This window comes from Facklamia sp. P13064 (assembly GCF_050409425.1).
Classification (GTDB): domain Bacteria; phylum Bacillota; class Bacilli; order Lactobacillales; family Aerococcaceae; genus Facklamia.
The window spans coordinates 57,498-80,353 of sequence record NZ_JBNUPM010000006.1 but is presented as its reverse complement, the minus strand read 5'-3'; the positions used below and the strand labels follow the sequence as shown (position 1 = coordinate 80,353).

Genomic DNA, 22,856 nt, shown 5'->3' with positions numbered 1-22,856 from the left:
ACATTCGGCTTAAATTTCTTGTAAAAAATCATATAAATCTTTCTCCAAAGAAGACTCTATGATAGACTATTTTAGTAAATGGGTGATGGCGGTCTTCCGTCGTTTTTTTCATTTATACATTGTTGGTCGATTAATTTATCTCAATGAGAGAAAGGAATTTGATTATGAAAAGAACAGTAGGTACCGTAGTAAGAGGGTTAAGAGCACCAGTTGTCCATGAAGGAGACGACTTAGTCAAGATTGTTGTGGAGACTTTATTAGAATCTTCTAAGGAAGCTCAGTACAAGATAGAGGATCGAGATGTTCTTGCGATTACGGAATCCATTTTAGCGCGTGCCCAAGGTAATTACGTGACCCTTGATCAAATTGCAAAGGACATTCAGGATAAATTGCAAGCCAAAAAAATAGGAGTTGTCTTCCCTATTACAAGTCGTAACCGTTTTCAATCAACCCTTAAAGCGATTGCTCGTGCAGCCGATGAAGTGATCGTTCAATTGAGTTATCCGTCCGATGAAGTGGGAAATCCGCTTATGTTAATTGAAGATTTGGATGATGCTGGTATTAATCCATGGACAGATGTCTTCACAGAAGCAGAAATAAAAAAAATATTTGCCGATATGAAGCACCCCTTCACAGGTGTTGATTATTTAAGTCTTTACCGAGAAACCATCGAAGCTGAAGGAGCTGCTTGCACGATTATTTTAGCTAACCAACCAAAAGCTGTCCTAGATTACACAGACACCATAATTACAGCAGATCTTCATACACGCAATCGTACTCAAAAACGCCTATTACAAGCTGGTGCTTCAAAAGTACTCCGACTGGATGAGATTATGAATCAGCCAGTCGACGGTAGTGGTTCGAATCCAGAATTTGGATTGTTAGGTGCAAACCTATCTTCTGATGAAATCGTAAAACTCTTCCCTATTAATGGTGAAGCCTTTGTCAGTGAGGTCCAGTCTTTAATTAAAGATTTAACTGGTAAAACAATCGAAGTTATGATTTACGGTGACGGCGCTTTTAAAGATCCTCAAAGTCAAATTTGGGAATTAGCCGATCCGATAGTATCCCCTGCATACACCAGTGGGTTAGAAGGAACACCTAATGAAGTAAAGCTAAAGTATTTAGCAGATGGCAAATTTAAAGATCTTGAAGGTCAAGATTTACAAACAGCTATTTCAGATTATATTGCAGGCCATGCGGAGGCTAGCCAAGACCAAGCAGAAAGAATCGGAACTACCCCGCGTCAACTAACAGACCTATTAGGTTCTTTATCTGATTTAACTTCTGGCTCAGGTGATAAAGGAACACCTTTCATCTATATCAAAGGTTACTTCGATAAGTTTTCTGATCAATAATTTTACCCTTTAAATAAAAACTCTGTTAAGCACCTGAGTGTTTAACAGAGTTTTTTTAGATTAATTCACGAGGTAGGCTGTTGTTCTTGTTTTCAAAACATCTAAAATGGTATTAAGCTCACCTTCTACTAAGTTTTTTGCGGCTTGGTCGGTATAAAGAGCACTGTGTGGTGAGGAAATGATTTTAGGGTGATTTAATATTTGAAGGAAGGTTTCATCTGAAATTTTTTGATTTTTAAAGCCATTGCCTGCATAAGGGCCTTCACCCTCAGAGCTATCCAGACCAGCTCCGGCTCAATGGTTTTCATCTAAAACTTTGATCCAGTCATTGGAATTAATGATGCCACCACCTGCCATATTTAATAAATAGGCAATTTGTTTAAAGCCAATCTTAGCTAAACTTTCATAAAAAGTATTATCTATTTGGGCTACTTGCGAGATTGTTATACGGTCATACTTATCTAAAGAGTCAAAATATTTACTACTTAGAAAATGACTGCACAAGGTGAAGTCTACTTGATGCGATATGATTGTATAAATATACTCTCTCCTACATTACTAAATATAAATTCGCTTGTCTTTTTTAGCAAAAAAGTTGCATTAATTAATCTCTATAACTTTTAGATGCTTAAAATATTTTCAAAAAGTCCCTAAAGCTCTTTTTATTTTCTTCTTCCCAATTGTAAAGCTTGTCTTCCAGTTGACTGATAATTTCTTCTTTATCTTGAGGGAACTTCCCACTTAATGAAATTGTATTTGAGGAGTGATTTCCATTTATTTTGATATTTGTATTAATATGATTCAGTAGCATTAATTCTTCCTCTAAACTTTCACGAGGCGTCAAAATTACAAAGCCTTCTCTCTCTTCCTCTTTTAAACTAGATAAGTCTTCTGCATCGATTGTCAATAAAATAAGTTCTTCTGCATCGACATGGTTAATAAGTTTGGCAGTTTCAATGGCATGTCTATCAGATAAACCATTTCCACCAGCTCCTATAACAGTCACTATAGAATAGTTAATGCCTACTTTTTTCAATTTTTTTAAAGCGATTTTTTCTTGATGAATAGTTAGATGTTTATTGTAAAAGTTTAATGTTTGATCTGATCCTGTTTCAATTAAAAGATAAAGTTGGTCTAAACCGTGAAGTCTTAACTTCAATAAATCTTCTTCTGAAGAATCTAAAATACTTTGTGAGCTAGTAATACCTTTTAAAGTTTTTGCATTAGAAAGATCTTTTTTAATTGCAGGGATTATATTAATTAAACTCTCTATATCTACATCTAATATATTTTGATTAATAATCACTATCTCTTTTGTTTCTTCACCTTTTTTACTTTTTAATTCTTTCTTATTTATAATAGATTCTTGTACATTAAACGGTTTATTTGAATCGAATGCCTTTTGATCATTTTTAATAGCTGGGTGATGAATAGATATTTTTTGGCCTTTTAGCTGATTGGTTATGAAATTGACCATTTTTAAATAAAGTTGGTTCATAGTCTTAATCGCTCCTATTTGAATAGTTTATATATAAAAAGCTAACCCCAAATTATGGTTAGCTTAATTATATGATTGAACTTGTATCGGTTTCAACCACAGAAAGCATTAAGAAGCTTTTTGGTGAATTTTGCTACTAAGAATGATGTTAAAAATGTGGGAATAAGCCCTGTTAGAATTTGTGCAGATGCTTGTGTTACGTAAGGTTCTACACTAGGATAGCTTTGAGCGATTAAAGTGGGAAATGAAGCAGAACTTTCTAGCTTAGCATTGAAGGACATGCCCATTACACCATCATTTTTAAGTAAATACTTGTCTACTAAAAATAGTGGTGAGCTTACTAAATAGAAGAATACAACTCATCCCACCGATTAATCCAAAATGCAAACTATCGACAATGTTCATAGCCTGACCGATTCCTCATCCTAATAAAGGCAGGAATAATCCGATAGCTGGCGAAAAAAGTTTTACTGCCTTTTTATCGATATTTCCAATAATAATTCCTACTACTAGGGGAATAAGAGTTGATAGCAAAGGCATCTAATTAAAGCCAGAGCTATCAGCTTTTCCAAGCGAATAGACGATTAATGGAAAAGTTGGTATTCTAAAAAAGACTATAAAGTTAAAGCCAATCTTATTTTCTTCTTGGGCATAATCAGTAACTAAGGGTAAGAAGATGGTTAGATTGGCTGAACATACTGCAAGAATAAGCGCTAAAAGACTAATACCTAAGAAACCTTCATCTCCAAATACCTTTAATATCAACCCCCCCAATAATGATTGATAATTAGCTTTAACAAGAGAAAGGCCCCCTTCTCGTTGAATAACTTTCATCAAACTTTTTGTATTAATCATCGTTCCCAAACAAAAAGTGATGGCAGCCAAAATAAAAGCAATTGAGTTTTTACTTAGTATAGCCTCAGTCATTCTAACAATATAGGACAAATCAGGCCAGAAAGTGTGAAAATACAGAAGAAATTAGTAAGGGAAGGAGGAAAGTTCTAGCAGGTATTTTTTATCCACTGTAATCCTTTTTAACCTACAAACTCATCAACGACTGCAGCCATTGATATTGCCGAAATTTTTAATGATTTTTCATCGATTTCAAACTTTGGATGATGATGAGGGTAACTATTTTCTGGATCTTCATTGGCACCAATATAGAAGAAACAACCAGGAACTTCTTTAAGATAATAAGAGAAATCTTCCGAAGGAGAAATAGGTCCACTATCTTCAACAGCCTTAATATCAGAGATATTTAGACTTTCAAGTGCTGATGTAACCCTCTTAGTAACTGCAGGATCATTATATAATACAGGATAGTCTGGCTTATACTCTAATTCTGTTTCTACTTGGAAACTCTCTTCTAAACCTTTGGCTAATTGTGTTACCATATCTTGAATAGTCTTAGCTGTTTCTTCCGACATTGAGCGAACATCACCTTCTAGAACTACCTTATCTCGAATAATATTAAATTGACCTTTACCATCGAATGAACCAATTGATAAAACGCCCATATCAAATGGATTTACTCGACGACTAACTACCGTTTGAGCATTCATGACGAAAGACGAAGCAGCTACAATTGCATCGTTTGCATCATGTGGAGCCGAACCATGTCCACTTTTACCCTTAATGGTTAATTTAAAATAAGCTCGGGCAGTTTGGGTATTTCCTTCATGCGTATAAACGGTTCCGAGTTTAAACTGACTCATCACATGAGCACCAAAAATGTAGTCTACATTTTCTAAGGCTCCAGCTTTAATCATTGCTTTAGCTCCTCCTGGTGGAACTTCTTCAGCTGGTTGATGAAGGATTTTAATTGTACCTTTAATTTGGTCTTTTAATTCAATTAGAGACTCGGCTAAAATCAGCATATAAGCGGTATGGCCGTCATGACCACAAGCGTGCATTACCCCATTATTTTTAGATTTAAATGGCAAATCTACCTCTTCCGTAATAGGTAATGCATCAAAATCTGCCCTTAAAGCGATTGTAGGTCCCTCTTGCCCCCCTTTAATTGTAATAACATGGCCATATTGTCCTCCTAAGTCCGTTTCGATATGATCTATATCAAGGTCTTTATAGAAGTTTTTAATATATTTAGAAGTTTCTTTTTCTTGAAAGGATAACTCTGGATGTTGATGTAAATAACGGCGGATTTCAATTATGCGTTCTTCTTTATTTTCGATTTTAGAAATTAATTGCTCTAATAGTGTCATAGCAAACGCCTCCTCTACTCCATCATATCTACTTTAATTAAAAAGTAAAGACATACACATAGGGTGATATATAATTAAGACAAAAAAATTCTCATCAAATTCTTACAGCTTTTTTCTTAGAATTAGGTATAATGAAAGGACAGTTTAAAGTGAGGTGTCCTATGAATAATCAAGATTTTTATCGTAAAATGTTAGCCATTGCGATTCCGATTTCTTTGCAAAGTTTAATCGTTTCGTTTCTAAATACTTTAGATACCATGATGATCTCATCACTGGGACCGGAATCAATCGCAGGAGTCGGCTTGGCCAATCAAGTCTTCTTTTTTTTCACTATGATTTGTTTTGGTACAGCCACGGGAGCTTCAGTAATGATTGCTCAATACCATGGTCGAGGTGATCTTGCTAAATTACAAAAGGTTAATGCTTTTTCGTGCTTAATTACCTTTGTAGTAGCTTGTCTTTTCACTTTGTTGGCATGGCTAATACCAGAAAGAATATTAGGCTTAATGATTGATGATCCTGCTGTCATTGCAGAAGGGTCTAAATATTTAAGGGTTGTTGCTTGGTCGTATGCCTTAACTGGCGTCAGCTTCGTGAACAGTGTGGCTCTTCGCTCAACTGGAAACCCTCGTTCGCCATTAACAGCCGCTATAGTTGGTTTTGTTTTCAATGCTTTTTTCAATTATGCCTTTATTTTTGGTAAGTTTGGCTTCCCAGAATTAGGGGTAGTGGGAGCAGCAGTGGGAACAATCATTGCTCGATTAATGGAATTATTGGTTATCTTTTACACAGTCAGTCGCTATGATTGTCCGCTTAATGGTTCGATTAAAGAGATGTTTAATTTTAAGGGAGATTTTATTCAAAACTTTTTGCGCATCACCTTTCCTGTCATTGTTAATGAAACCTTTTGGGGACTCGGTCAAGTATTATATAGTGTGGCTTACGCCATGGTTGGTACTAAAGAAACAGCTGCCATTCAAGTTGTTTTTGCCATCCAGAACTTAGCCTTTGTTTTAATACGTGGTCTATCCAATGCTTGTACGATTATGTTAGGAAATACGATTGGGCGCGGCGTTATGGATGTTGTTTATCCTCATGCCATCCGTTTTCTTAAAATGGGCGGAGTCATTGCCTTATTTGTAGGTCTTTTCTTATCCGTCACCCCTTCAATTAGTTTACAGTTGTTTCCCAATTTAACACCAGAAGTCTATGAACTTTGTAAGACTTTACTAAATTATATGGGCTTTATCTTCATTTTAAAAGCTATTAACTCCATTCTGATTGTAGGTGTTCTAAGAGGTGGAGGCGATACGAAGTATTCCCTTTTCTTAGAAATGGGATCTGTATGGTTAGTAGGCGTTCCCTTAGCTTTTCTAGGAGCGGCTGTGCTTAACTTTTCTATTCAATGGGTTGTAATGTTAGCGGCCACGGAAGAAATTACCAAATTAGTGATTGGCCTATTTAGAGTAAAATCCAAAAAATGGATTCATCAAATCTCATAAAATAAAGACTGCCGCTCATAAACGGCAGTCTTTTATAATTAATGAAGTTCTTCTAATATTTCTTGCATTCCAGCTCTAGGAGGTGGTGTTGAATGAAGTGAAGCAAAAACCTCGTATCGACCAGTCGATCAAGCCAGATCGGTCAAAATATCTTTTGTAATATACGAATCCTTGACTTATTTTTAAGGCGAAGTCCGGTTCGATGAACGTAGCACGTCCAATAGCCACTAAATCCGTATAATTCAAGGCTCTTTGAGCAGCGTTAGCATCCAATACGCCTCCTAATAAAACAATTTGTTGGATAGTTAAGGGCACAGTTTCATGATCTAGGAAATCTAAATCCACAGCTGACGGACCATATACTGTTAAACCTTCGCTGGCTCTTTGATGAGCTTGGTAACCGGAATGGTGGATTTGTATAATCACTTTGTTGCCTTTAGACTTTACTTTTTAGCTAGTTCTTTTAAACCAGCTAAATAGGCATCAGCAAAGCGGCTAATTGCACCCTTCTTTGGTAATCCTCCAAGGTTTCTTGGCTGGAACCCCCTTTTTAACCCCCCAAAAAGACATCATAGGGGGTTGAACAATCCGGTTAGCTAATTGTGCACCGTGTCTTAAGCGAATAGAATCTGTGAATTTCTTCATCTTTTTCCTTCTAAATTATTATCGTAAATATAAAGTATTAAAACTAGTTTAAACTATTAATTAAAAACTTCTACCTACTGAGACTTCAATAAGTAGAAGTTTGGATTGAGTGTCATCTGGGCTTAATTACCTTTTAATGAACCCGAAACAAAAACGGCATCACAAGTAATATCAATCCCCAAGTTTTGTAATTGGTTTTTAGTATCTTGTGATAGGATGATGCTAGAATGCGCTTGAGCACCACTTAATTTAGATAAGGCTTGATAGGCTGCTTGAGCCGTTGGGTTTGTCACTGCTGAAATTGCTAGAGCAATTAGTAATTCATTTAAAGTTAAAATGGGATGCTTACTTTGCAACTTGTTAGCTTTAAGATTTTGAATGGTTTGTAAAATCATGGGAGCTAAGAGGTCGATTTGGTCTGAAATACCTGCCAAGGTCTTTAGAGCATTCATAATCGCTGCCCCCGGTGCATCCATTAATTCGGTTCGTCTGCCAGTAATCATTTGTCCATCGCTTAATTGAATAGCAATGACTGCCGGAATCTCTTCCTGCGAAAAACGTTCCTTAACCGATTGAGCATAAGCTTGAGCCTTAACCACTGGAAGACGATCTTCAGCTGTTAACCCACTTTCTTCCATTAACAAGTGCATTTTCGAACGAACCTCTTCATCCACAATGCCGACTTTATAATCTTGTTCTACTTGGAAATAGCGGCGAATAATTTCTTGCTGGGCCGCTTCTTTAACAACTTCTTCATCGGTAATTCCCGATTTAATCCGATTAACTCCCATATCCGTTGGGGATTGGTAGATTAAATTGGGTGAACTCGTATTAGCTAAAATCCGACGAATAACTGGGAACATCTGCATGTCGCGATTATAATTGACCGCCATTTCGTTATAGGCATCTAAATGATAAGAATCAAGAACATTAATATCATTTAAATCAACTGTTGCGGCCTCATAAGCCACATTAATTGGATGTTTTAGTGGTAAGTTCCAAACTGGGAAAGTTTCAAACTTAGCATATGAAGCCTTAATTCCCTTTTGATGTTCATGATAAAGTTGGTTCAAGCAAGTTGCTAGCTTGCCCGATCCAGCCCCTGGACCAGTTACAATAATCAAAGGTTGACTAGTTTCAATGTATGGATTTTTAGCAAAACCATTTTCCGAAAAGACAACTTCCAGATCAGTTGGATAGCCATTAATACTCTCATGTAGGTAAACTTTAACTCCTCTGTTTTCAATGTTTTTCTTGAAGACAGTGGCATTTTTTTGTCCTTTATATCTAGTTAATAGAACACTGTTTACTTGAATGTCTAACGCTTGGTATTCATCAATTAGCCGCAACACTTCTTGGTCATAAGTAATACCATAATCGCCCCGCATTTTATGATGTTCAATATCTTCGGCATAGATACAGATAATAATCTCAGCACGATCTTTAAGCTTGGTTAAGAGCGTTAATTTGACGTCCTCGTCATAACCTGGTAGTACCCGCTTAGCATGCTTATCACCGATTAATTTACCGCCAAATTCTAAATAGAGTTTATCAATATTCTCAAGTCGCTCAAAGATATATTTCGATTGTTCTTTGAGATATTTATCGTTATCGAAACCTAATTTTTGCATCCTCCCAACCCCTTTCATCACATACGAATTATTTTATCAAAACTTTTGGTGGGACTAAAGATTTTCTTTATTAAATGAGTTAATAAAGACTTTTTTTCTTTTTAACGTTCAGTTTTACATGAAAAAGTCTGCTAATTACTGAATCCATTGTATTCTTTTACTTTAATTCAAAGTGGTTAAAGTCTTCTGCTGTTAAGTTCTTAACGAATGCTAGGCTCAGGTCCACAGTATTTTCGAAGTCTTTATAAGAGCAGAAGCAATAATTAGTATGCGCATAACGCGTCGGAGTACCTAAAGTAGCTACAGGAACTCCTTTGTTAGAAAGGTGAATAGACCCAGCATTGGTTGAACCACCTTCTCTTACCGCATGTTGTAAGGGAATATTTTTTTCAGTAGCTAGTTGCTGAATGCGATTGAGTAACCATTCGTTGGCAATATAAGAGTTATCCCGGTAACGTAATTGAGGTCCCATTCCTAAGCGAGCTTGTTCCAAGTATTCATCGGCAGTAAAGTCATCCGAAGGGGTCCCTTCAAAAACTAAGGCCATTTGGGGATTCACACGTTTACTAGTAATGACTGCTCCACGCATTCCCACTTCTTCTTGGGCAGCAAAGGCAGCGACAAGATTAAAAGGTAGATCTTTAAGATGATCTTTCATCTCATTCATTATAGCCACCGAAACGGCCACACCGATTCGATTATCAAATCCCTTGCCAAACATTACTTGATTGCGCTCATTAAAAGCAAATTTTGTAGCAGGCACAATCGGTTGCCCGATTGTAATTTTAAAATCTTCAATCACTTCTTGACGACTACTTGCCCCAACATCAATTTTTAAATCAAATAAGGTTATCTTTTTGGCTCTTTCTTCTGCAGTCATAAAATGAATTGGTTTAGAAGTTGAAATACCTGGGTGGTAATGGCCTTGACTATCACGGACTAAATAATGTTGGGCCGAAACGTGTTCTGCTAGCCAACCACCTAGAGGCTGTAAGTGGATTAAACCGCTCTTATCAATTGCTTTAACCATAAAGGCTACTTCATCAGTGTGGGAGTCTAACATCAAGGTGGGTTTTAAAGGGTCTAGTTGATCAAGGTTATAATAAGCATTCTTAAGGTTGTCGATTTGTAGACTATAAGCTCCCTTATACTTATTAAGGACCTCTAAGACTTCATCTTCAAAGCCAGGCGCCCCTTTAGCGTTTACTAAATCACGAATTAGGTGTTGATAGTTCACTTTATTCTCTCCTATTCTAATATTTTGAGTACTTCTTCAATAATCCCATCACCATATTTTTTCTTAGCTGTAATCATGGCTGTTCGTTTAACTTCGTCTAAAGCATTGAAAGCAGCAATACTACGCCCTGCTTCTTTTAATAAGTCAATATCATTGTGGTTATCACCAGCAGCTATAACCTGATCGCTAGTAATTCCTAGATAATCAGCGATCCAATGCAAGGCTCTCCCTTTACTAACATTCGCTGCTACAATATCCATCGCCCAATCTGAATAAGTAAGATAGCGATACTCTGGTTTAAGATTATTAACTAAAGCATGGAGTCGAGACAAAGCTGTTTGTGGATGGTCATCGACGATTAAGAATTTATCCACTTCCATGCTAGCCCAATCTTCTGGCTTAATTGGGCGAATGATTTGTTCAGTAAAGTTGTTTTTCAATTCATGTCGAATAAACTCAGTATCCTCTAAAGCAAACTCTTCCCCATTCACAACATAAACAACCGTTAGTCCCATGCTTAAAGCCACTTCGATTAAAGGACGTAAAGGTCCAATAGGAAAGCTAAAGGACTGAATTACTTGTCCTTCTAGCATAATATTAGCGCCATTAGAGGTCGCATAAGGAAGCTTTAAATCTAATTCATCAATAATGGGTTGCACAGCCTTAGCTGAGCGACCAGTTGCTAATGTGAAAGCGACATCTTTTTCAGCCAAAGTGGCTCTAAATTGTTCAAAATTGGGACTCCACTTCTTATTATGATCCAAAAGTGTATCATCTAAATCGGATAGAAATAATTTAAACATAGTTTCTCCTTACTTACATAATTTGTTATCATTACCTGATTTAGTATACCCCAAATATTATATAAAATAAATTATAAGCAAAAAGCCAAGTTCACTTAATTTGAAGTGAACTTGGCGAATTCATAGTATTAATTGGCTTTAATTGCTTGCTGAAGCATATGTTCAGGCAAACGTTTGACCACACTGTTAACCATTAAAGGAAGTAATAAAGCGTCATCCATAAAGCCTAAAGGACCTAAAAAATCGGGCAGCAAATCGGTTGGTAGTAAGACATATAAAAAAGTTGCAAAAATTAGAACTCTAGCTAAGATGGGTGTTTCTCTCTTGAATAAGGATGTTATAAAGAGTGGAAACTTTTCGACTAAAGTTAATTTAATCGGTTTCTTTTTCATTTAATCACTTCTTTCGGTTGACTACGACTCTACAATTACATTCTAAATGATTGTTGTTATACTTTAATCCAACTAGAGTCTGACTTTATTTAAAAAGTTCAGCCAGTAGTTTATAAGAATGTAGACGTGCTCTTTGATCAGGTATGGGCATATAAGCCATTAATTCATCGATGCCTAAGCGATCAATTTCTTCATGTAGAATCTCTCCAACTTGTTCTGGTGTACCTTTTAGGATAAATCTTCTTTGATATTTTTCGTCTAGCATAGCTTGTTCTTCTAAACTTAAATCGATGGCTTGAGCACGTTCAGAAGACATTAACGCTAAATTATTTTTACGAATATGAGTAATTTCGGAAGGTCTTGCCCAATAATCTGCTTCTTCTTTTGAATCAGCTAAAATAATTTTATAAGAAACCATCACTTTGGGTTCTTGGAAAAATTCACTGGGTTGAAAATGATCGCGATAAGCTTTAAATACAGAAGTTTCCGTTTCTACTCCAAAGAATTTTGCAAAAGAATATCCCAATCCCATTTGACCGGCTTTGATAGCGGATTGTCCAGATGACCCTAACATCCAAGGTTGAGCAATAGTCCGGGTTTTAACTGGAATGGCTTGAGTCAGGCCGTAAAATCCTTTGGGAATAGTATCTGTCATATAATCTAATATGACTTGAGCTTTGTCATATAAATGGTCAAAATCAATCGAATTTCCTTGAGAAAGAGCCATCATACCATTGTAATCCGTTCCTGGCGCCCTTCCAATACCAAAATCAATCCGATCGGGTGCTAATAAAGTTAGAGTCTTAAAAGTTTCAGCAACTTTTAAGGGGGAATAGTTTACAATCATTGTTCCACCTGTCCCAAGGCGAATTTGTTTGGTAACTGCTGCTAAATAGGCCAATAAAATTTCTGGAGCAGAACTAGCCAGGTTAGACCTACCATGATGCTCTGAAGCCCAGTAGCGATCATACCCCATAGCTTCCAATTCTTTAACCATTTCAATGGTCTTTTCATATCTGGTTTGAGTGGACTCTCCTTCATTTAAAGGTAATAAATCATGAATTCCTAATTTCATTTTAATCTCCTTCTTAAGTATTGAGTTAATGGTTTTTATCTGACGGACTGGGTAAGAGATAATTAATGGCAAGGGCCACAAGGACTCCCATGACCGTTGAAAACAAACGAATCAGCGTATAGCTTAATTGATTATTTACAGGTATATTAAAAAAAATTACTAGCATAGTGGCACAGCCGGTTATAATTCCTTTTTGTAAGTGAATACGATTAGCGACAGAAATGTATAAGATAATGGCTATTGGAGCGAGTATAATCAATATTTCATCTTGGCTAGATGTAATCGGAAAGAGGAAAATAAATAATAAAGCCACCACACCTGATAAAAGAACACCCATAATTCTTGCCTTGCCAAAGGTATAACTACTTTCCAAGTCCTGTCTGAGTGAAAAAATAGCCGCCAGACAAGAAAGGGTTGGACTGATTTTAAGGACGTAAAAGGAAAAAAGAATGCAAAGAAAGACAGCGACTGCTGTTTTAAAAGTACGCATACCGACCGGCGATTTTGAAAAATCCAATTTAACACCCTCTTTAAATAGATAGAATTATTATAGCACGGCTTCTCTAGATAATCATTATATCGCATATTTTCCCTAAAAAGGGATGAAGCTAAAAAAGTCCGCTAAGAATAGCGAACTTTTTAATCGTTATTTAAATAGATCCAAAATCCCACCCAGGATACCTTCCTCGCCATTAGTTTGTTCTTTATAATCAGGATGCAGCTTGATCACCTATAGGGTATTACCTGCGCTAGTTGGAGGCTCTCCACGCTCTTTTAAAGAAGAATTAACTCTTTCATAAGTCTGACTGACTTCTTTTTGAGGGCCCTCTTTATCTAGTTTTTTAGCCATTTTACGATCGACCATCTATTTTAATAGCAAGGGTGCTACTACAATCAAAGTTCGCTTAACAGCATTCACAGACAATTCTAAAGTGTTGGCGATACAATCAAATATAGTTGGCTTATCTTCAAAGACATGAGCTAGAATTTTATCTCTATCTTGAGGATCAACATTTTCGCTTAATTGGTCGACGGATGGATAGTCATTAATGTCTTCATGCTTACTTAAAGCATTATTAATGGATTCTAAGCCTTCAAGTGTTTGAGTCTTTTTATTAATTGCTGTCAAGATAATTGGTAAACCAATAGTAGCAATTTTACCCAAGACTCCTAAATTTAAGCCTGCTTTATTAGCAAGATTTTTCTTATTTGTGCCTTTGAACCTTGTAATAATCTATCTAATAGATTCAATACATCAAGTAAGCCCATCATCAACTCTTTAAAGTTTTATTATTTAAGGATAATGTAAAAATTAAGAAAGAACTACTAAAACGCTGACTGAGGCTTTAGCAACTTAACTATTTTTCTTTTAAGGACTGTAAACGGTACATATCGTAATAGATTCCTTGATGAGCAATTAGTTCATCATGTTTGCCAACTTCAATAATATTTCCTTTATTCAAAACATAGATTTGATCAGCTTTTTTAATGGTTGATAAACGGTGGGCAATCACTATTAAAGTAGCTTGTTGTCTAATTTTATCTAAACTTGTCTGAATATATTGCTCACTTTCAGTATCCATGGAGGCCGTTGCCTCGTCAAGAATTAAGATTTTAGGTTGGCGAATCACCGAGCGCGAAATATTGATTAATTGTTTTTGACCAGCTGATAGGGAAGCTCCTCCCTCGGTTACTAAATGGTCGTAACCATCAGGGAAAGCTTCAATAAAGTGATCAGCTCCGGTGAATTTTGCAGCTGCAATTACTTCTTCATCCGAATAGTCTCCATGCAAACGAATATTATCCTTGATACTACCATAGAACATAAAAGCGTCTTGTTGTACTAAGGAGACTTGGTCTTTTAGGGTCTCTATGTCATAGTCTTTGATAGAGACTCCGTCAAAATTAATTTCTCCTTGATCAAAGTTATAAAACCGCATTAAGAGATTGATGATGGTCGATTTACCAGATCCAGTGTGGCCGACCAAAGCAATCATCTGACCTTGATGGGCTTGAATATTTATATCTTTAAGCACCAGTTGCTCTTGGTCATATGAAAAGCTTAAATCTTTAGTTGAAACTTCGCCATCCAATTGTCTTTGAATTTTCTTATTAGTTTGGCTGGGGTTAATATCTGAGTTTGATAACAGCTTACGCCCTCTGGAAGCAGATACCAGGCCATCTTGATAAACAGAAAGACTATCCAACATATTACCAATTGGATTAAAGAATGACTTGGAGTAAGAGGTGAAAGCATAAATTATACCGATATCTAAGTTGTTTCCTTTTAATAGTTGATTACCAAAAATCCAAATTACTAATACTAGAACAATTTGTTCAATCAAATTAACCGCTGGCATTAAAAAGATCGCATTCATTTTGAACATATTCGTTCTTGCTTTAACATATTCTTGGTTAACTTGGTCAAACTCATCTTTCATACGCTCGGTCTGATTAAACTGCTGAATTAACCACATTCCCATAGTCGATTCGGCCAATTTAGCATTCACTCGTGCCAGAGCAGACCGCATCTTGCGGTATACGACTGTCGATATTTTTTGATAAATATAAATTAGAATAAACACTAAAGGTAGAAAGGCAATAAACATCCAAGAAATACCAGCGTGTAAACTAAACATAGCTGTTCCAACGGTTACAGCATTAATGAAGCCATCAAAAAAAGTTAAGAAAACATTCCAGAACTCTTTAATTGTTTCAGTGTCATTTGTAATGCGCGAAACAACTTCGCCGTTAGGAGTTTGGTTGAAATAGTTCATACTTAACCGGCCTAGTTTTGAATACAGACGGTTACGCATACTTGCCACAGTGTATTCGCTCGCCATAAAGAAGTAAAAATCTTTGGCATAAATCAAGATCATTCTTATAATCAAGAGGCCCAAATAAGTTAAAGCCACTTTGATGGTGATATTAAAACTTGTCACTTGACCAGCTGAAATACTGTCTAAATAACGTTTAATAATAATCGGCAAATAGGCAGCAATAGATGAGGAAGCAATCATTGCAATGACAGAAATAAGAAACCGCCACCACTGATTGGAAGCGAAAGAGAAGAGATAACGTAAGATATCGATTTGTTCAAGAATTGAAAATTTAGTTTGTCTAGTTTTCTTATTCTTCTTCACCGACTTCACCTCCTAATTTCTCTTCTAATTGTTGTTGGGTAAACATATTGGCATACCAACCATTCAAGGCAACTAGCTCTTGATGGTTTCCTCTTTCAGTTATTTTCCCTTGGTCTAGCACAATAATCTCATCGGCATGCATAACAGAAGATAGGCGATGAGTCGCAATAATCGAAATGCCATTATCTCTTTCATCTTTTAACTTACTTAAAATAGCTTGTTCAGTTCTAGCATCCACTGCTGATAGGGCATCATCCATTAATAAAATTTGAGGCTGCATAGCCAGCGTTCTTGCAATTGAAATCCTTTGTTTTTGACCACCAGAAAGTGATACCCCTCTCTCACCTACTTCCGTCTCATAGCCATCAGTAAAATCAAGAATATCTTGGTGAATATCAGCTATTTGAGTGTAATGTTCCACTTGATCTTGTGACATATCTGGCCGGCCAAAACGAACATTTTCTCTAACAGAAGTTGAAAACAACAGGTTTGTTTGCGGAATATAGCCTACATGGTCTCTTAAGTAAGTTAAATCAATCTTAGTTAAATCTTGATTGTCAAATAAAATCTGACCTTGATCTAAATCATAGAGACGAACTAAACAGTTTAAAAGGGTCGTTTTGCCTGAACCAGTTTTGCCGACAATTCCTAATGTTTGTCCTTCGCTTAGTTCAAAAGTAACATCTTGTAAATTAATTTCTTCACTAGTAGGATAGGTAAATTGTTTGATATCAACCTTTAGGTTTTTAAATGGAAGTTTCTTAATGCCATCTTTTGGATTAGTAACACTCGCCTTTTGAGCTAGGAGTTCTGTTACCCGGTCATAGGATGCATTCCCTCTTTCCATGGTATTGACTAAACGACCCACTGCTAAAAGTGGCCATGTCATATTACCTAAATAAGAAAAATAAGCAATCAATTGACCAATCGAGATTCTACCCTCACTGACAAAGTATGAGCCAAAGATAATTGTTAAAACATAAGTTAATCCTGTAATTAAGTTAATGATAGGAGAATAGGCTGAATTGACTAAGTGGACCTTACGATTTTGAGCAATTACATTATCAGTTGCTTTTACAAAGTCTAAGTGGTCTTCTTTTTCTTCGCCAAAGGCTTTAATGACTGTCATTCCAGCTACACTTTCTTGCACATGATCATTCATTTTAGAAAAAGCTCTTAGGGACTCTCTAAAGTATTTATTAATCCACTTACCTAAGTATCTTGAAACAAAAATAAGCAAAGGGAAAGGAACAATTGTATAGAGTGTTAACTTCCAATCAATAATAATTACCATGGAAAAAAGTGTGACGATTGTGATAGATAAGGCATCAGTTAAGGTTAAAATACCTCCCCCAGCTACAAAGCGTAACGCTCGTAGGTCATTAGTAGCGTGAGCCATCAAGTCACCGGTACGGTATTTTCCGTAAAAGGTTTGATCCATTTTTGTAAAGTGGTCATATAATTTATTACGCATAATCGACTCTAAAATAGTGGAATTAGTAAATAGATTCGATCGCCACATATAACGTAAGCCATACATCATTAGACCGACCAATAAAAGCAATAACATATACTGTAAAAGAGAGGATGAAGTTAGACTACCTTTTGCCATTTGGTCAACTACTTGACCAATTAATAAAGGAATTATTGCAGATAAAACAGCACAAGAAATCAACCCCCCTATTGCCAAGGTATAGGTCTTCCATCTTAATTTAAAAAACCATGCTAATTTGCGAAAAATTGCAAACATTATTTTTCTTCCTCTCTATATTTTTTTCAAGTAACTCTTATTGTAGTATATTTTAATCTCGATTTCATATTAAATGCATAAAACTCTCCCAAAATACCAAAAATGGGAGAGAACCGAGATTAAAAGTAAAAATTATTCATTTAAAGACTCGTTTTGTCTTAAAAGACGAAGACCGTTTAAAATAACTAAAATAGTAGAGCCTTCATGAAAAACTACACCTAAAGGTAAGTCTAAAGTACCTAGAAAGTTAAGGACAATTAATATAAAGATGACACTAATAGCAAAGATAATGTTTTGCTTAATGATTCGATTTAATTTATGACTCAACTGGTAAGAATAAAATAATTTCAATAAATTATTTTTAACAACGATAATTTCAGATGACTCCATCGCGATAGACGAGCCAGATCCCATGGCAATACCAATATTAGCATGGGCTAAAGCAGGAGCATCATTAATTCCATCGCCAATCATGCCCACTACCTTATCCTTTGCTTGACTTTCTTTAACATATTTTATTTTATCCTTGGGTAAGCATTCAGCCACTACGTCTTCAATCCCTACCTGCTGACCTACTTTTTTAGCAACTTGATGGTTATCCCCAGTAATCAGGACAACTTCTACTCCGGCTTGCTGGAATTTCTTAACCGCTTCAATTGATTCGGAACGAATCTTATCAGCTAATGAGAGATAACCTAATACTTTTTCTTGATTAGCGATAAAGATAGTTGTATGCCCTTCTTCTATTCGATCAATATATTGTGCATAATTTGCTAAGTGTTCAAAAGTAGAAGGCTTTCCAACTTGAATTTCTCCTTTTTTCATCCCTTGTCCTGATAATTCTTCCACCTTTTCATGGGTATCTACTTCCGACAAGTCTAGATCCTTAAAATGCTTAACAACTGCTAGTGCAATGGGATGGTTGGAACCTTGTTCCATATAAACTACTTCTTTTAAGTAGTCTTCTTCTAGCTCATAATCAACCACATCAAAGACACCTTGAGTTAGAGTACCAGTTTTATCTGAAAATAGAATATCCATGGTATTTAATGATTCCATGGCTGCTCCACCCTTGACCAAAATACCATTTTTAGCTCCATTAGAAATGGCTGATAAAGTGGCTGGAGTAGCCGTAGCAACTAACGCACAGGGACTAGCCACCGTTAGCAAGACCATGCCGCGGTAGAAAGCCTCTTGGAAGGAATAATCCACTAAAAAATATAAGGCAACAATGAATAAAGGCACAGCGATTAAAACACCCATAGCATAATGCGATTCAAAGCGATCGATAAAACTCGCTATTTTAGATGGATTGGACTGGGCCTCTTGAACCATCCGAATAATGGAAGAAAAGACTGTATCTTTACTTAGCTTACTTACCTCTAGTCTAAAAGAATTTCCTTCATTGATTGTACCAGCAAAAACTTCTTCGCCTTGATTTTTTTCTACTGGTAAAGATTCTCCGGTTAAAGCAGCTTCATTTATGATTACCGATCGATCTGAGAAACCATCGATTGGTAAGGCATCACCCTTAGCTACCAATACTTGATCACCTATTTCTAAACTATCTGTAGGCACTTCTTTCGTTTCACCATTTGGTAAAATTTTTAAGGCTACATTAGGCACATGCCCCATTAGTTCTTCGATGGCCTTAGTAGATTTATTGGTTGCATATTCTTCTAAAACTTCGGCCCCTGCAAAGATGAATAAAAGCATAGCTCCCTCAGACTCATAATTAATAATAACAGCTCCTAAAGCTGCTAAAACCATGAGGAGGTCTACATTCAATTTTTTTTCAATAAAAGTCTCACTGACAGCTTCTTTAGTGGCAAAAAAGCCTAAAAAGAAAATAGCTAAATAAAAAGCAAACCGACTCAAAAGAGGATTAAATGAAAATAAGAAACCTGCGATCATTAAGATAGTTCCTATGGCAAAAAACTGCCCTTCACGATTCCTAAAGATACTAACCACCACAAAATCTCCTTCTTTCTTTCGTAATTCTCTAACAAAAAAAGCGCACCAAAGACAGTTAATGAAAACTGTCTCACAGGTACGCTAAGGTATCTCTGCTGTCCTCGCAATGAGGACCGGGCTGCATGATTATATCACCGCTTGATCAGAAATATTTAATTGTTAAAGTTTATAATCATATTATACCGTCTATTTATTTTTTGTCAAGGTGTTTTTAAATCTTTTCGAAATGATCGACTAACATGGCTGGAACAAGCTGTTTATTAGAAACTTTTAAGCCTTGCATCTTACCATAAACTTTGACATGATCGTCTGTATTTAGCGTTTGGTCCGTCTCGTTAATGAATTTTAAAGCTACAAGATTAACGGGTTCTTCTTGGCTAGTAGATAAAGAACCTAAGGCGATAGCGCCTTCTACTCCTAAATCTTCAGTAAAGAACGATGCGATTTTTCCTTCAAGTTGCACCCATTCATCTTTTAAGCCATTATTATCAATTAGTTCTTGATAGTGAACAAAACGATAAGAAGAATGGTCGAATGATTCACTTGAGGTAAATGCGTTTTGACTATTATTTAGGGGGGGAGTTTTTCCGTCCTCTGCTTCACTTGCTTCATCAGGATTTACTCCTATTTCATCATTATAATGCTGAGCTTTTTGAGCTGCTTGACCTTCACGTAAAGGAACGTTATCTTTGAACGGATCTTCCCCTAAAGCATTGGTTGAAGAATCAATATCAGAATTAATATGAACCGGACCTAAAGGATCGTTCATAGTCTTGTCAGTAACCTGAGGTTTATTATTTGAATCTTTACTTTTACGTGATAAGAAGTAAATGGCTCCTAAAATAATAACCAATCCGAGTATCAATAATAAAGTACTTGTATCTATCATATACATTCTCCTCTGTCATTTTGTTATAACCATTATAACTCATTTACTTGTCTTTAGAAAAATGTTTTGCTTAAATTAATAATCAGTTTATTTTGCAAGAACCATCGCTCTATTTAGCCCGTTTAGCGTTATAATAATATTAACTTATTAATAGAAAGGTGACTTATGCCGACTTATATTTACTTTGTCATAGGACTGCTTGGTCTTTGGAATATTGTTGTTTTTTCACTCTATGCTGTTGATAAATATAAAGCCAAACATCAGCTTTGGCGTATTTCAGAAAAAAGCTTATTAATAGCCACCTTTTGTTTAGGGGGCTTAGGTGGTCTAATAGCTATCTATCTCTGCCGTCATAAGAGCCGTAAAGGGATATTTTTAGCAACTGCCCGATTATCCTGCTTAATGATTGTGGCCTTTGTGGGTTATCTGACTGGTCTAAATTTTTAAAAATAATTAATTAAAAAGGATCTAAAAGCTAGATCCTTTTTCTTTTTATTTAGATTGTTTATGCTGAAAAGCTTCCCAGTCTTTTAAGAAGCCAGCAATTCCTTTGTCAGTTAATGGATGAGACCATAATTTAGGGAATAGACTGCCGGGTACCGTTGCAATATCTGCTCCTGCAACAGCTGTGGCTTCAAAATGTCCAATATGACGAATGGAAGCAGCAATAATTTCAGCGTCTAATGCATAGTTATCTAAAACTAAGCGTAAGTCAGCAATCAATTCCATACCATCTTCTCCCATATCATCGATTCGTCCAATAAATGGAGATATATATGTGGCACCTGCCTTAGCCGCTAAAAGGCCTTGAGCCACTGAGAAAATAAGTGTGACGTTAGTCTTAATTCCTTCTTTAGACAATGTATTAACAGCTTTTAAGCCTGCTTCAGTCATCGGAATTTTAACCACGATATTATCTGCCCATTGGGCAACTTGTCTAGCTTCTTTAACCATGCCTTCATAATCTAAGGCAATGACTTCAGCCGAAACAGGTCCATCAACAATTGAACAAATCTCTTTGATAACTGTTTCAAAATCTTTTCCCTCTCTAGAAATTAATGTAGGATTGGTAGTAATGCCATCCACCAAACCTAGGTCGTTGATGCGCTTAATTTCTTCAACATTTGCAGTATCTAAAAAGAATTTCATATAGGGCCTCCTAATTGTATTCGTTTACTTCTTTAAGTATAACAAGCTTAAAGAATTATTTCAATCTTGAAAACTTTATAGTCAACTGCCCAGGCCATTTAACTCAATTGATTGGTATTTGAGAGGGTTTCTTGATCAAAAGCTTGTAGAAAGTCAATCATTAACTGATGACGATTTTTAGCCATTTCCTGCCCAGCTTTAGTATTCATTAAATTTTTGAGCTTTAATAACTTATCATCAAAATGTTGGCGTACGTTTCTTACTTGACGATAAGTTTCTTTGGAGCATACAGCTTGTGCCGAAGTATGAACAGCTTTCGGATCATAAAGACTATGCCCCTTGCTACCTCCGTAGTAGAAAGTTCTAGCAATACCAATCGCACCGATTGCATCTAGGCGATCGGCATCTTGAACAATTTGGCCTTCCAATGTTAAGTGTTGTTTTTCTATTAAATTGGCAGCAAAAGAGAGGTTTTTTATAATACGTAAGACTTGCTCTATTTCTTCCAGAGACATTTGGGCTTCTTTAAGTATATGTCTTACATCTTTTTCCGTAAGGAGGTAATCAACTTTTATTTTTTCATCTAATAAATCATGGGTATAAGCAGCTGCCAAAACAACATCAACATTAATAGGCTCTTGTATATGTTTGATTATTTGCTCACAATTGGCAACCACCCGTTGGATATGTAACCAATCATGCCCACTTTTTTCTTGTCTTAAATAAGTTTTGCTAAAGTCTTTAATCTTGTCCATATCCATCGGCAGGAACCCCTAGCTCTTCTAGTTTAACAATAACCATTTGTATCACTTTTTTTGCATCAGCAGGATTATTTAAGACATCCAATTCATCAATCGATATCTTTAAAACTTGGGAAGCATGATAATGGTTATCTACCCAATCATCATAACCTTGCCATAGACGATAATAATACTCGATTAATTCAGGGTCTTGTTCAAAATCGCGACCTCTTTGATTGATTCTTTTTAAAATGCTTTCAAAAGATCCATGTAAATAAACCATCAGATCGGGTGCTTTTTTGGGTAAATCTTCTAATTCTTCCATCATATTGTCTAATAATTTCTCATAAATAATAAATTCTTCGTCCGAAATTTTACCCGCTTGATGGTTGACCTTGGCAAAATACCAATCTTCATAAATGGAACGATCTATTATATTATGTGGGTGATAAAAAGCTTTCTTGATATCACGATAACGACTGGACAAAAAGTCTAATTGTAATAAAAATGGATACCTTTTTCTTTCTTGTTCTTCTTCACTTGCGGTGTAGTATAAGGGTAAGATATGATTATCATCTACATTTTCGTAATACACCTGGCTCTTTAAGGCCTTACCTAAAAAAGTCGCTAAGCTTGTTTTGCCAGCTCCAATCATTCCTCCAATAACTATCATAGCCATGGTTTCCTCCTAAATTAAAAAATAACACAAGATGTAGTGTCGTTTTTTTAATACTAACACAAAATCTTGTGGATGACTATCTTTTTATCTGTAAAAAAATATTTGAGAAATTGACAGAGATTACTTATGATAGTCATTAAAGACTGATAATTGATTAATTTTTAGAAAG

22 protein-coding genes and 2 pseudogenes are annotated in these 22,856 nt (G+C 35.9%); 3 read left to right on the top strand and 21 right to left on the bottom strand.

All coding sequences use genetic code 11. From position 1 onward, the window contains the following. Nucleotides 1–164 precede the first annotated feature (164 nt). A complete protein-coding gene (locus ACQV2S_RS03990) occupies nucleotides 165–1,358 on the top strand; it encodes a coenzyme F420-0:L-glutamate ligase (RefSeq protein ID WP_428876432.1) in 1,194 nt (397 codons plus the stop codon). A 294-nt stretch (nucleotides 1,359–1,652) separates the two neighbouring features. Here ACQV2S_RS03990 and ACQV2S_RS03985 read toward each other — a convergent pair whose 3' ends face one another. The 5 genes and pseudogenes from ACQV2S_RS03985 to ACQV2S_RS03965 form a co-directional block, all read right to left on the bottom strand. Then, on the bottom strand, nucleotides 1,653–1,862 hold the full coding sequence (locus ACQV2S_RS03985) for a hypothetical protein (protein ID WP_428873361.1): 210 nt from the start codon (nucleotides 1,860–1,862) through the stop codon (nucleotides 1,653–1,655). Nucleotides 1,863–1,986: 124 nt separating this feature from the next. Further along, entirely contained in the window at nucleotides 1,987–2,856 is an 870-nt protein-coding gene (locus ACQV2S_RS03980; RefSeq protein WP_428875251.1) for a radical SAM protein, read from the bottom strand. 92 nt (nucleotides 2,857–2,948) lie between these two features. Beyond that, nucleotides 2,949–3,197 (bottom strand): annotated as a pseudogene (locus ACQV2S_RS03975) (2-keto-3-deoxygluconate permease); the annotation flags it as partial. A 79-nt stretch (nucleotides 3,198–3,276) separates the two neighbouring features. Then, a pseudogene (locus ACQV2S_RS03970) lies at nucleotides 3,277–3,828 on the bottom strand (2-keto-3-deoxygluconate permease). A 62-nt stretch (nucleotides 3,829–3,890) separates the two neighbouring features. Next, nucleotides 3,891–5,078 (bottom strand): M20 family metallopeptidase, encoded by a 1,188-nt coding sequence (locus tag ACQV2S_RS03965; RefSeq protein WP_428873363.1) that lies wholly within the window; start codon nucleotides 5,076–5,078, stop codon nucleotides 3,891–3,893. Nucleotides 5,079–5,239: 161 nt separating this feature from the next. On the opposite strand from ACQV2S_RS03965, the gene ACQV2S_RS03960 reads away from it, so the two are divergent. Next, nucleotides 5,240–6,580: an MATE family efflux transporter gene (locus ACQV2S_RS03960; protein WP_428873364.1), complete on the top strand. Its 1,341-nt coding sequence runs from the start codon at nucleotides 5,240–5,242 to the stop codon at nucleotides 6,578–6,580. Between the two features lie 75 nt (nucleotides 6,581–6,655). On the opposite strand, the gene ACQV2S_RS03955 is transcribed toward ACQV2S_RS03960, so the two are convergent. The 13 genes from ACQV2S_RS03955 to ACQV2S_RS03895 form a co-directional block, all read right to left on the bottom strand. Continuing rightward, nucleotides 6,656–7,006, bottom strand: coding sequence for a hypothetical protein (locus tag ACQV2S_RS03955; RefSeq protein WP_428873365.1), 351 nt, complete (start codon nucleotides 7,004–7,006; stop codon nucleotides 6,656–6,658). Between the two features lie 69 nt (nucleotides 7,007–7,075). Continuing rightward, on the bottom strand, nucleotides 7,076–7,225 hold the full coding sequence (locus ACQV2S_RS03950) for a hypothetical protein (RefSeq protein WP_428885051.1): 150 nt from the start codon (nucleotides 7,223–7,225) through the stop codon (nucleotides 7,076–7,078). A 122-nt stretch (nucleotides 7,226–7,347) separates the two neighbouring features. After that, a complete protein-coding gene (locus ACQV2S_RS03945; RefSeq protein ID WP_428873366.1) occupies nucleotides 7,348–8,856 on the bottom strand; it encodes a DUF1846 domain-containing protein in 1,509 nt (502 codons plus the stop codon). Between the two features lie 157 nt (nucleotides 8,857–9,013). After that, nucleotides 9,014–10,093 (bottom strand): M42 family metallopeptidase, encoded by a 1,080-nt coding sequence (locus ACQV2S_RS03940; protein ID WP_428873368.1) that lies wholly within the window; start codon nucleotides 10,091–10,093, stop codon nucleotides 9,014–9,016. Between the two features lie 11 nt (nucleotides 10,094–10,104). Continuing rightward, nucleotides 10,105–10,896: a Cof-type HAD-IIB family hydrolase gene (locus tag ACQV2S_RS03935; protein ID WP_428885050.1), complete on the bottom strand. Its 792-nt coding sequence runs from the start codon at nucleotides 10,894–10,896 to the stop codon at nucleotides 10,105–10,107. A gap of 128 nt (nucleotides 10,897–11,024) precedes the next feature. After that, nucleotides 11,025–11,288 carry a YkvA family protein gene (locus tag ACQV2S_RS03930; protein ID WP_428873370.1) on the bottom strand — a complete coding sequence of 88 codons (264 nt, stop codon included), beginning with the start codon at nucleotides 11,286–11,288 and terminating at the stop codon, nucleotides 11,025–11,027. 85 nt (nucleotides 11,289–11,373) lie between these two features. Then, nucleotides 11,374–12,363 (bottom strand): MsnO8 family LLM class oxidoreductase, encoded by a 990-nt coding sequence (locus ACQV2S_RS03925; RefSeq protein WP_428873371.1) that lies wholly within the window; start codon nucleotides 12,361–12,363, stop codon nucleotides 11,374–11,376. Nucleotides 12,364–12,388: 25 nt separating this feature from the next. After that, nucleotides 12,389–12,880 carry an FUSC family protein gene (locus ACQV2S_RS03920; RefSeq protein WP_428873373.1) on the bottom strand — a complete coding sequence of 164 codons (492 nt, stop codon included), beginning with the start codon at nucleotides 12,878–12,880 and terminating at the stop codon, nucleotides 12,389–12,391. 348 nt (nucleotides 12,881–13,228) lie between these two features. Continuing rightward, the gene (locus ACQV2S_RS03915; RefSeq protein WP_428875263.1) at nucleotides 13,229–13,594 is read right to left on the bottom strand and encodes a DUF937 domain-containing protein; all 366 of its coding nucleotides are present in this window, start codon (nucleotides 13,592–13,594) and stop codon (nucleotides 13,229–13,231) included. 127 nt (nucleotides 13,595–13,721) lie between these two features. Then, nucleotides 13,722–15,506 (bottom strand): ABC transporter ATP-binding protein, encoded by a 1,785-nt coding sequence (locus ACQV2S_RS03910; protein WP_428873375.1) that lies wholly within the window; start codon nucleotides 15,504–15,506, stop codon nucleotides 13,722–13,724. Then, a complete protein-coding gene (locus ACQV2S_RS03905; protein WP_428873376.1) occupies nucleotides 15,493–17,256 on the bottom strand; it encodes an ABC transporter ATP-binding protein in 1,764 nt (587 codons plus the stop codon). Before ACQV2S_RS03905 ends, ACQV2S_RS03910 begins: the two co-directional genes overlap by 14 nt. 132 nt (nucleotides 17,257–17,388) lie before the next feature. Further along, nucleotides 17,389–19,230 (bottom strand): heavy metal translocating P-type ATPase, encoded by a 1,842-nt coding sequence (locus tag ACQV2S_RS03900; protein WP_428885049.1) that lies wholly within the window; start codon nucleotides 19,228–19,230, stop codon nucleotides 17,389–17,391. Nucleotides 19,231–19,441: 211 nt separating this feature from the next. Then, entirely contained in the window at nucleotides 19,442–20,119 is a 678-nt protein-coding gene (locus ACQV2S_RS03895) for an LPXTG cell wall anchor domain-containing protein (protein WP_428873379.1), read from the bottom strand. A gap of 165 nt (nucleotides 20,120–20,284) precedes the next feature. Here ACQV2S_RS03895 and ACQV2S_RS03890 point away from each other — a divergent pair, with 165 nt between their 5' ends. Beyond that, nucleotides 20,285–20,566, top strand: a complete 282-nt coding sequence (locus tag ACQV2S_RS03890; protein ID WP_428873381.1) for a DUF1294 domain-containing protein — start codon at nucleotides 20,285–20,287, stop codon at nucleotides 20,564–20,566. Nucleotides 20,567–20,611: 45 nt separating this feature from the next. Here the strand turns inward: ACQV2S_RS03890 and fsa are convergent, their stop codons facing one another. The 3 genes from fsa to ACQV2S_RS03875 form a co-directional block, all read right to left on the bottom strand. Continuing rightward, nucleotides 20,612–21,268, bottom strand: a complete 657-nt coding sequence (fsa, locus tag ACQV2S_RS03885) for a fructose-6-phosphate aldolase (protein ID WP_428875247.1) — start codon at nucleotides 21,266–21,268, stop codon at nucleotides 20,612–20,614. Between the two features lie 98 nt (nucleotides 21,269–21,366). Then, complete coding sequence (locus ACQV2S_RS03880) at nucleotides 21,367–22,029, bottom strand: HD domain-containing protein (protein WP_428873383.1); 663 nt, start codon at nucleotides 22,027–22,029, stop codon at nucleotides 21,367–21,369. After that, nucleotides 22,010–22,687 carry a deoxynucleoside kinase gene (locus ACQV2S_RS03875; RefSeq protein ID WP_428873385.1) on the bottom strand — a complete coding sequence of 226 codons (678 nt, stop codon included), beginning with the start codon at nucleotides 22,685–22,687 and terminating at the stop codon, nucleotides 22,010–22,012. Before ACQV2S_RS03875 ends, ACQV2S_RS03880 begins: the two co-directional genes overlap by 20 nt. Between the last annotated feature and the right edge of the window lie 169 nt (nucleotides 22,688–22,856).

Excerpts from the sequence above, each read along its gene's own strand:
- ACQV2S_RS03990 (WP_428876432.1), top strand. The coding sequence starts at position 165 with ATGAAAAGAACAGTAGGTACCGTAGTAAGAGGGTTAAGAGCACCAGTT.
- ACQV2S_RS03980 (WP_428875251.1), bottom strand. The coding sequence starts at position 2,856 with ATGAACCAACTTTATTTAAAAATGGTCAATTTCATAACCAATCAGCTA.
- ACQV2S_RS03965 (WP_428873363.1), bottom strand. The coding sequence starts at position 5,078 with ATGACACTATTAGAGCAATTAATTTCTAAAATCGAAAATAAAGAAGAA.
- ACQV2S_RS03960 (WP_428873364.1), top strand. The coding sequence starts at position 5,240 with ATGAATAATCAAGATTTTTATCGTAAAATGTTAGCCATTGCGATTCCG.
- ACQV2S_RS03950 (WP_428885051.1), bottom strand. The coding sequence starts at position 7,225 with ATGAAGAAATTCACAGATTCTATTCGCTTAAGACACGGTGCACAATTA.
- ACQV2S_RS03945 (WP_428873366.1), bottom strand. The coding sequence starts at position 8,856 with ATGCAAAAATTAGGTTTCGATAACGATAAATATCTCAAAGAACAATCG.
- ACQV2S_RS03935 (WP_428885050.1), bottom strand. The coding sequence starts at position 10,896 with ATGTTTAAATTATTTCTATCCGATTTAGATGATACACTTTTGGATCAT.
- ACQV2S_RS03930 (WP_428873370.1), bottom strand. The coding sequence starts at position 11,288 with ATGAAAAAGAAACCGATTAAATTAACTTTAGTCGAAAAGTTTCCACTC.
- ACQV2S_RS03925 (WP_428873371.1), bottom strand. The coding sequence starts at position 12,363 with ATGAAATTAGGAATTCATGATTTATTACCTTTAAATGAAGGAGAGTCC.
- ACQV2S_RS03905 (WP_428873376.1), bottom strand. The coding sequence starts at position 17,256 with ATGTTTGCAATTTTTCGCAAATTAGCATGGTTTTTTAAATTAAGATGG.
- ACQV2S_RS03895 (WP_428873379.1), bottom strand. The coding sequence starts at position 20,119 with ATGATAGATACAAGTACTTTATTATTGATACTCGGATTGGTTATTATT.
- ACQV2S_RS03890 (WP_428873381.1), top strand. The coding sequence starts at position 20,285 with ATGCCGACTTATATTTACTTTGTCATAGGACTGCTTGGTCTTTGGAAT.
- fsa (WP_428875247.1), bottom strand. The coding sequence starts at position 21,268 with ATGAAATTCTTTTTAGATACTGCAAATGTTGAAGAAATTAAGCGCATC.
- ACQV2S_RS03880 (WP_428873383.1), bottom strand. The coding sequence starts at position 22,029 with ATGGATATGGACAAGATTAAAGACTTTAGCAAAACTTATTTAAGACAA.
- ACQV2S_RS03875 (WP_428873385.1), bottom strand. The coding sequence starts at position 22,687 with ATGGCTATGATAGTTATTGGAGGAATGATTGGAGCTGGCAAAACAAGC.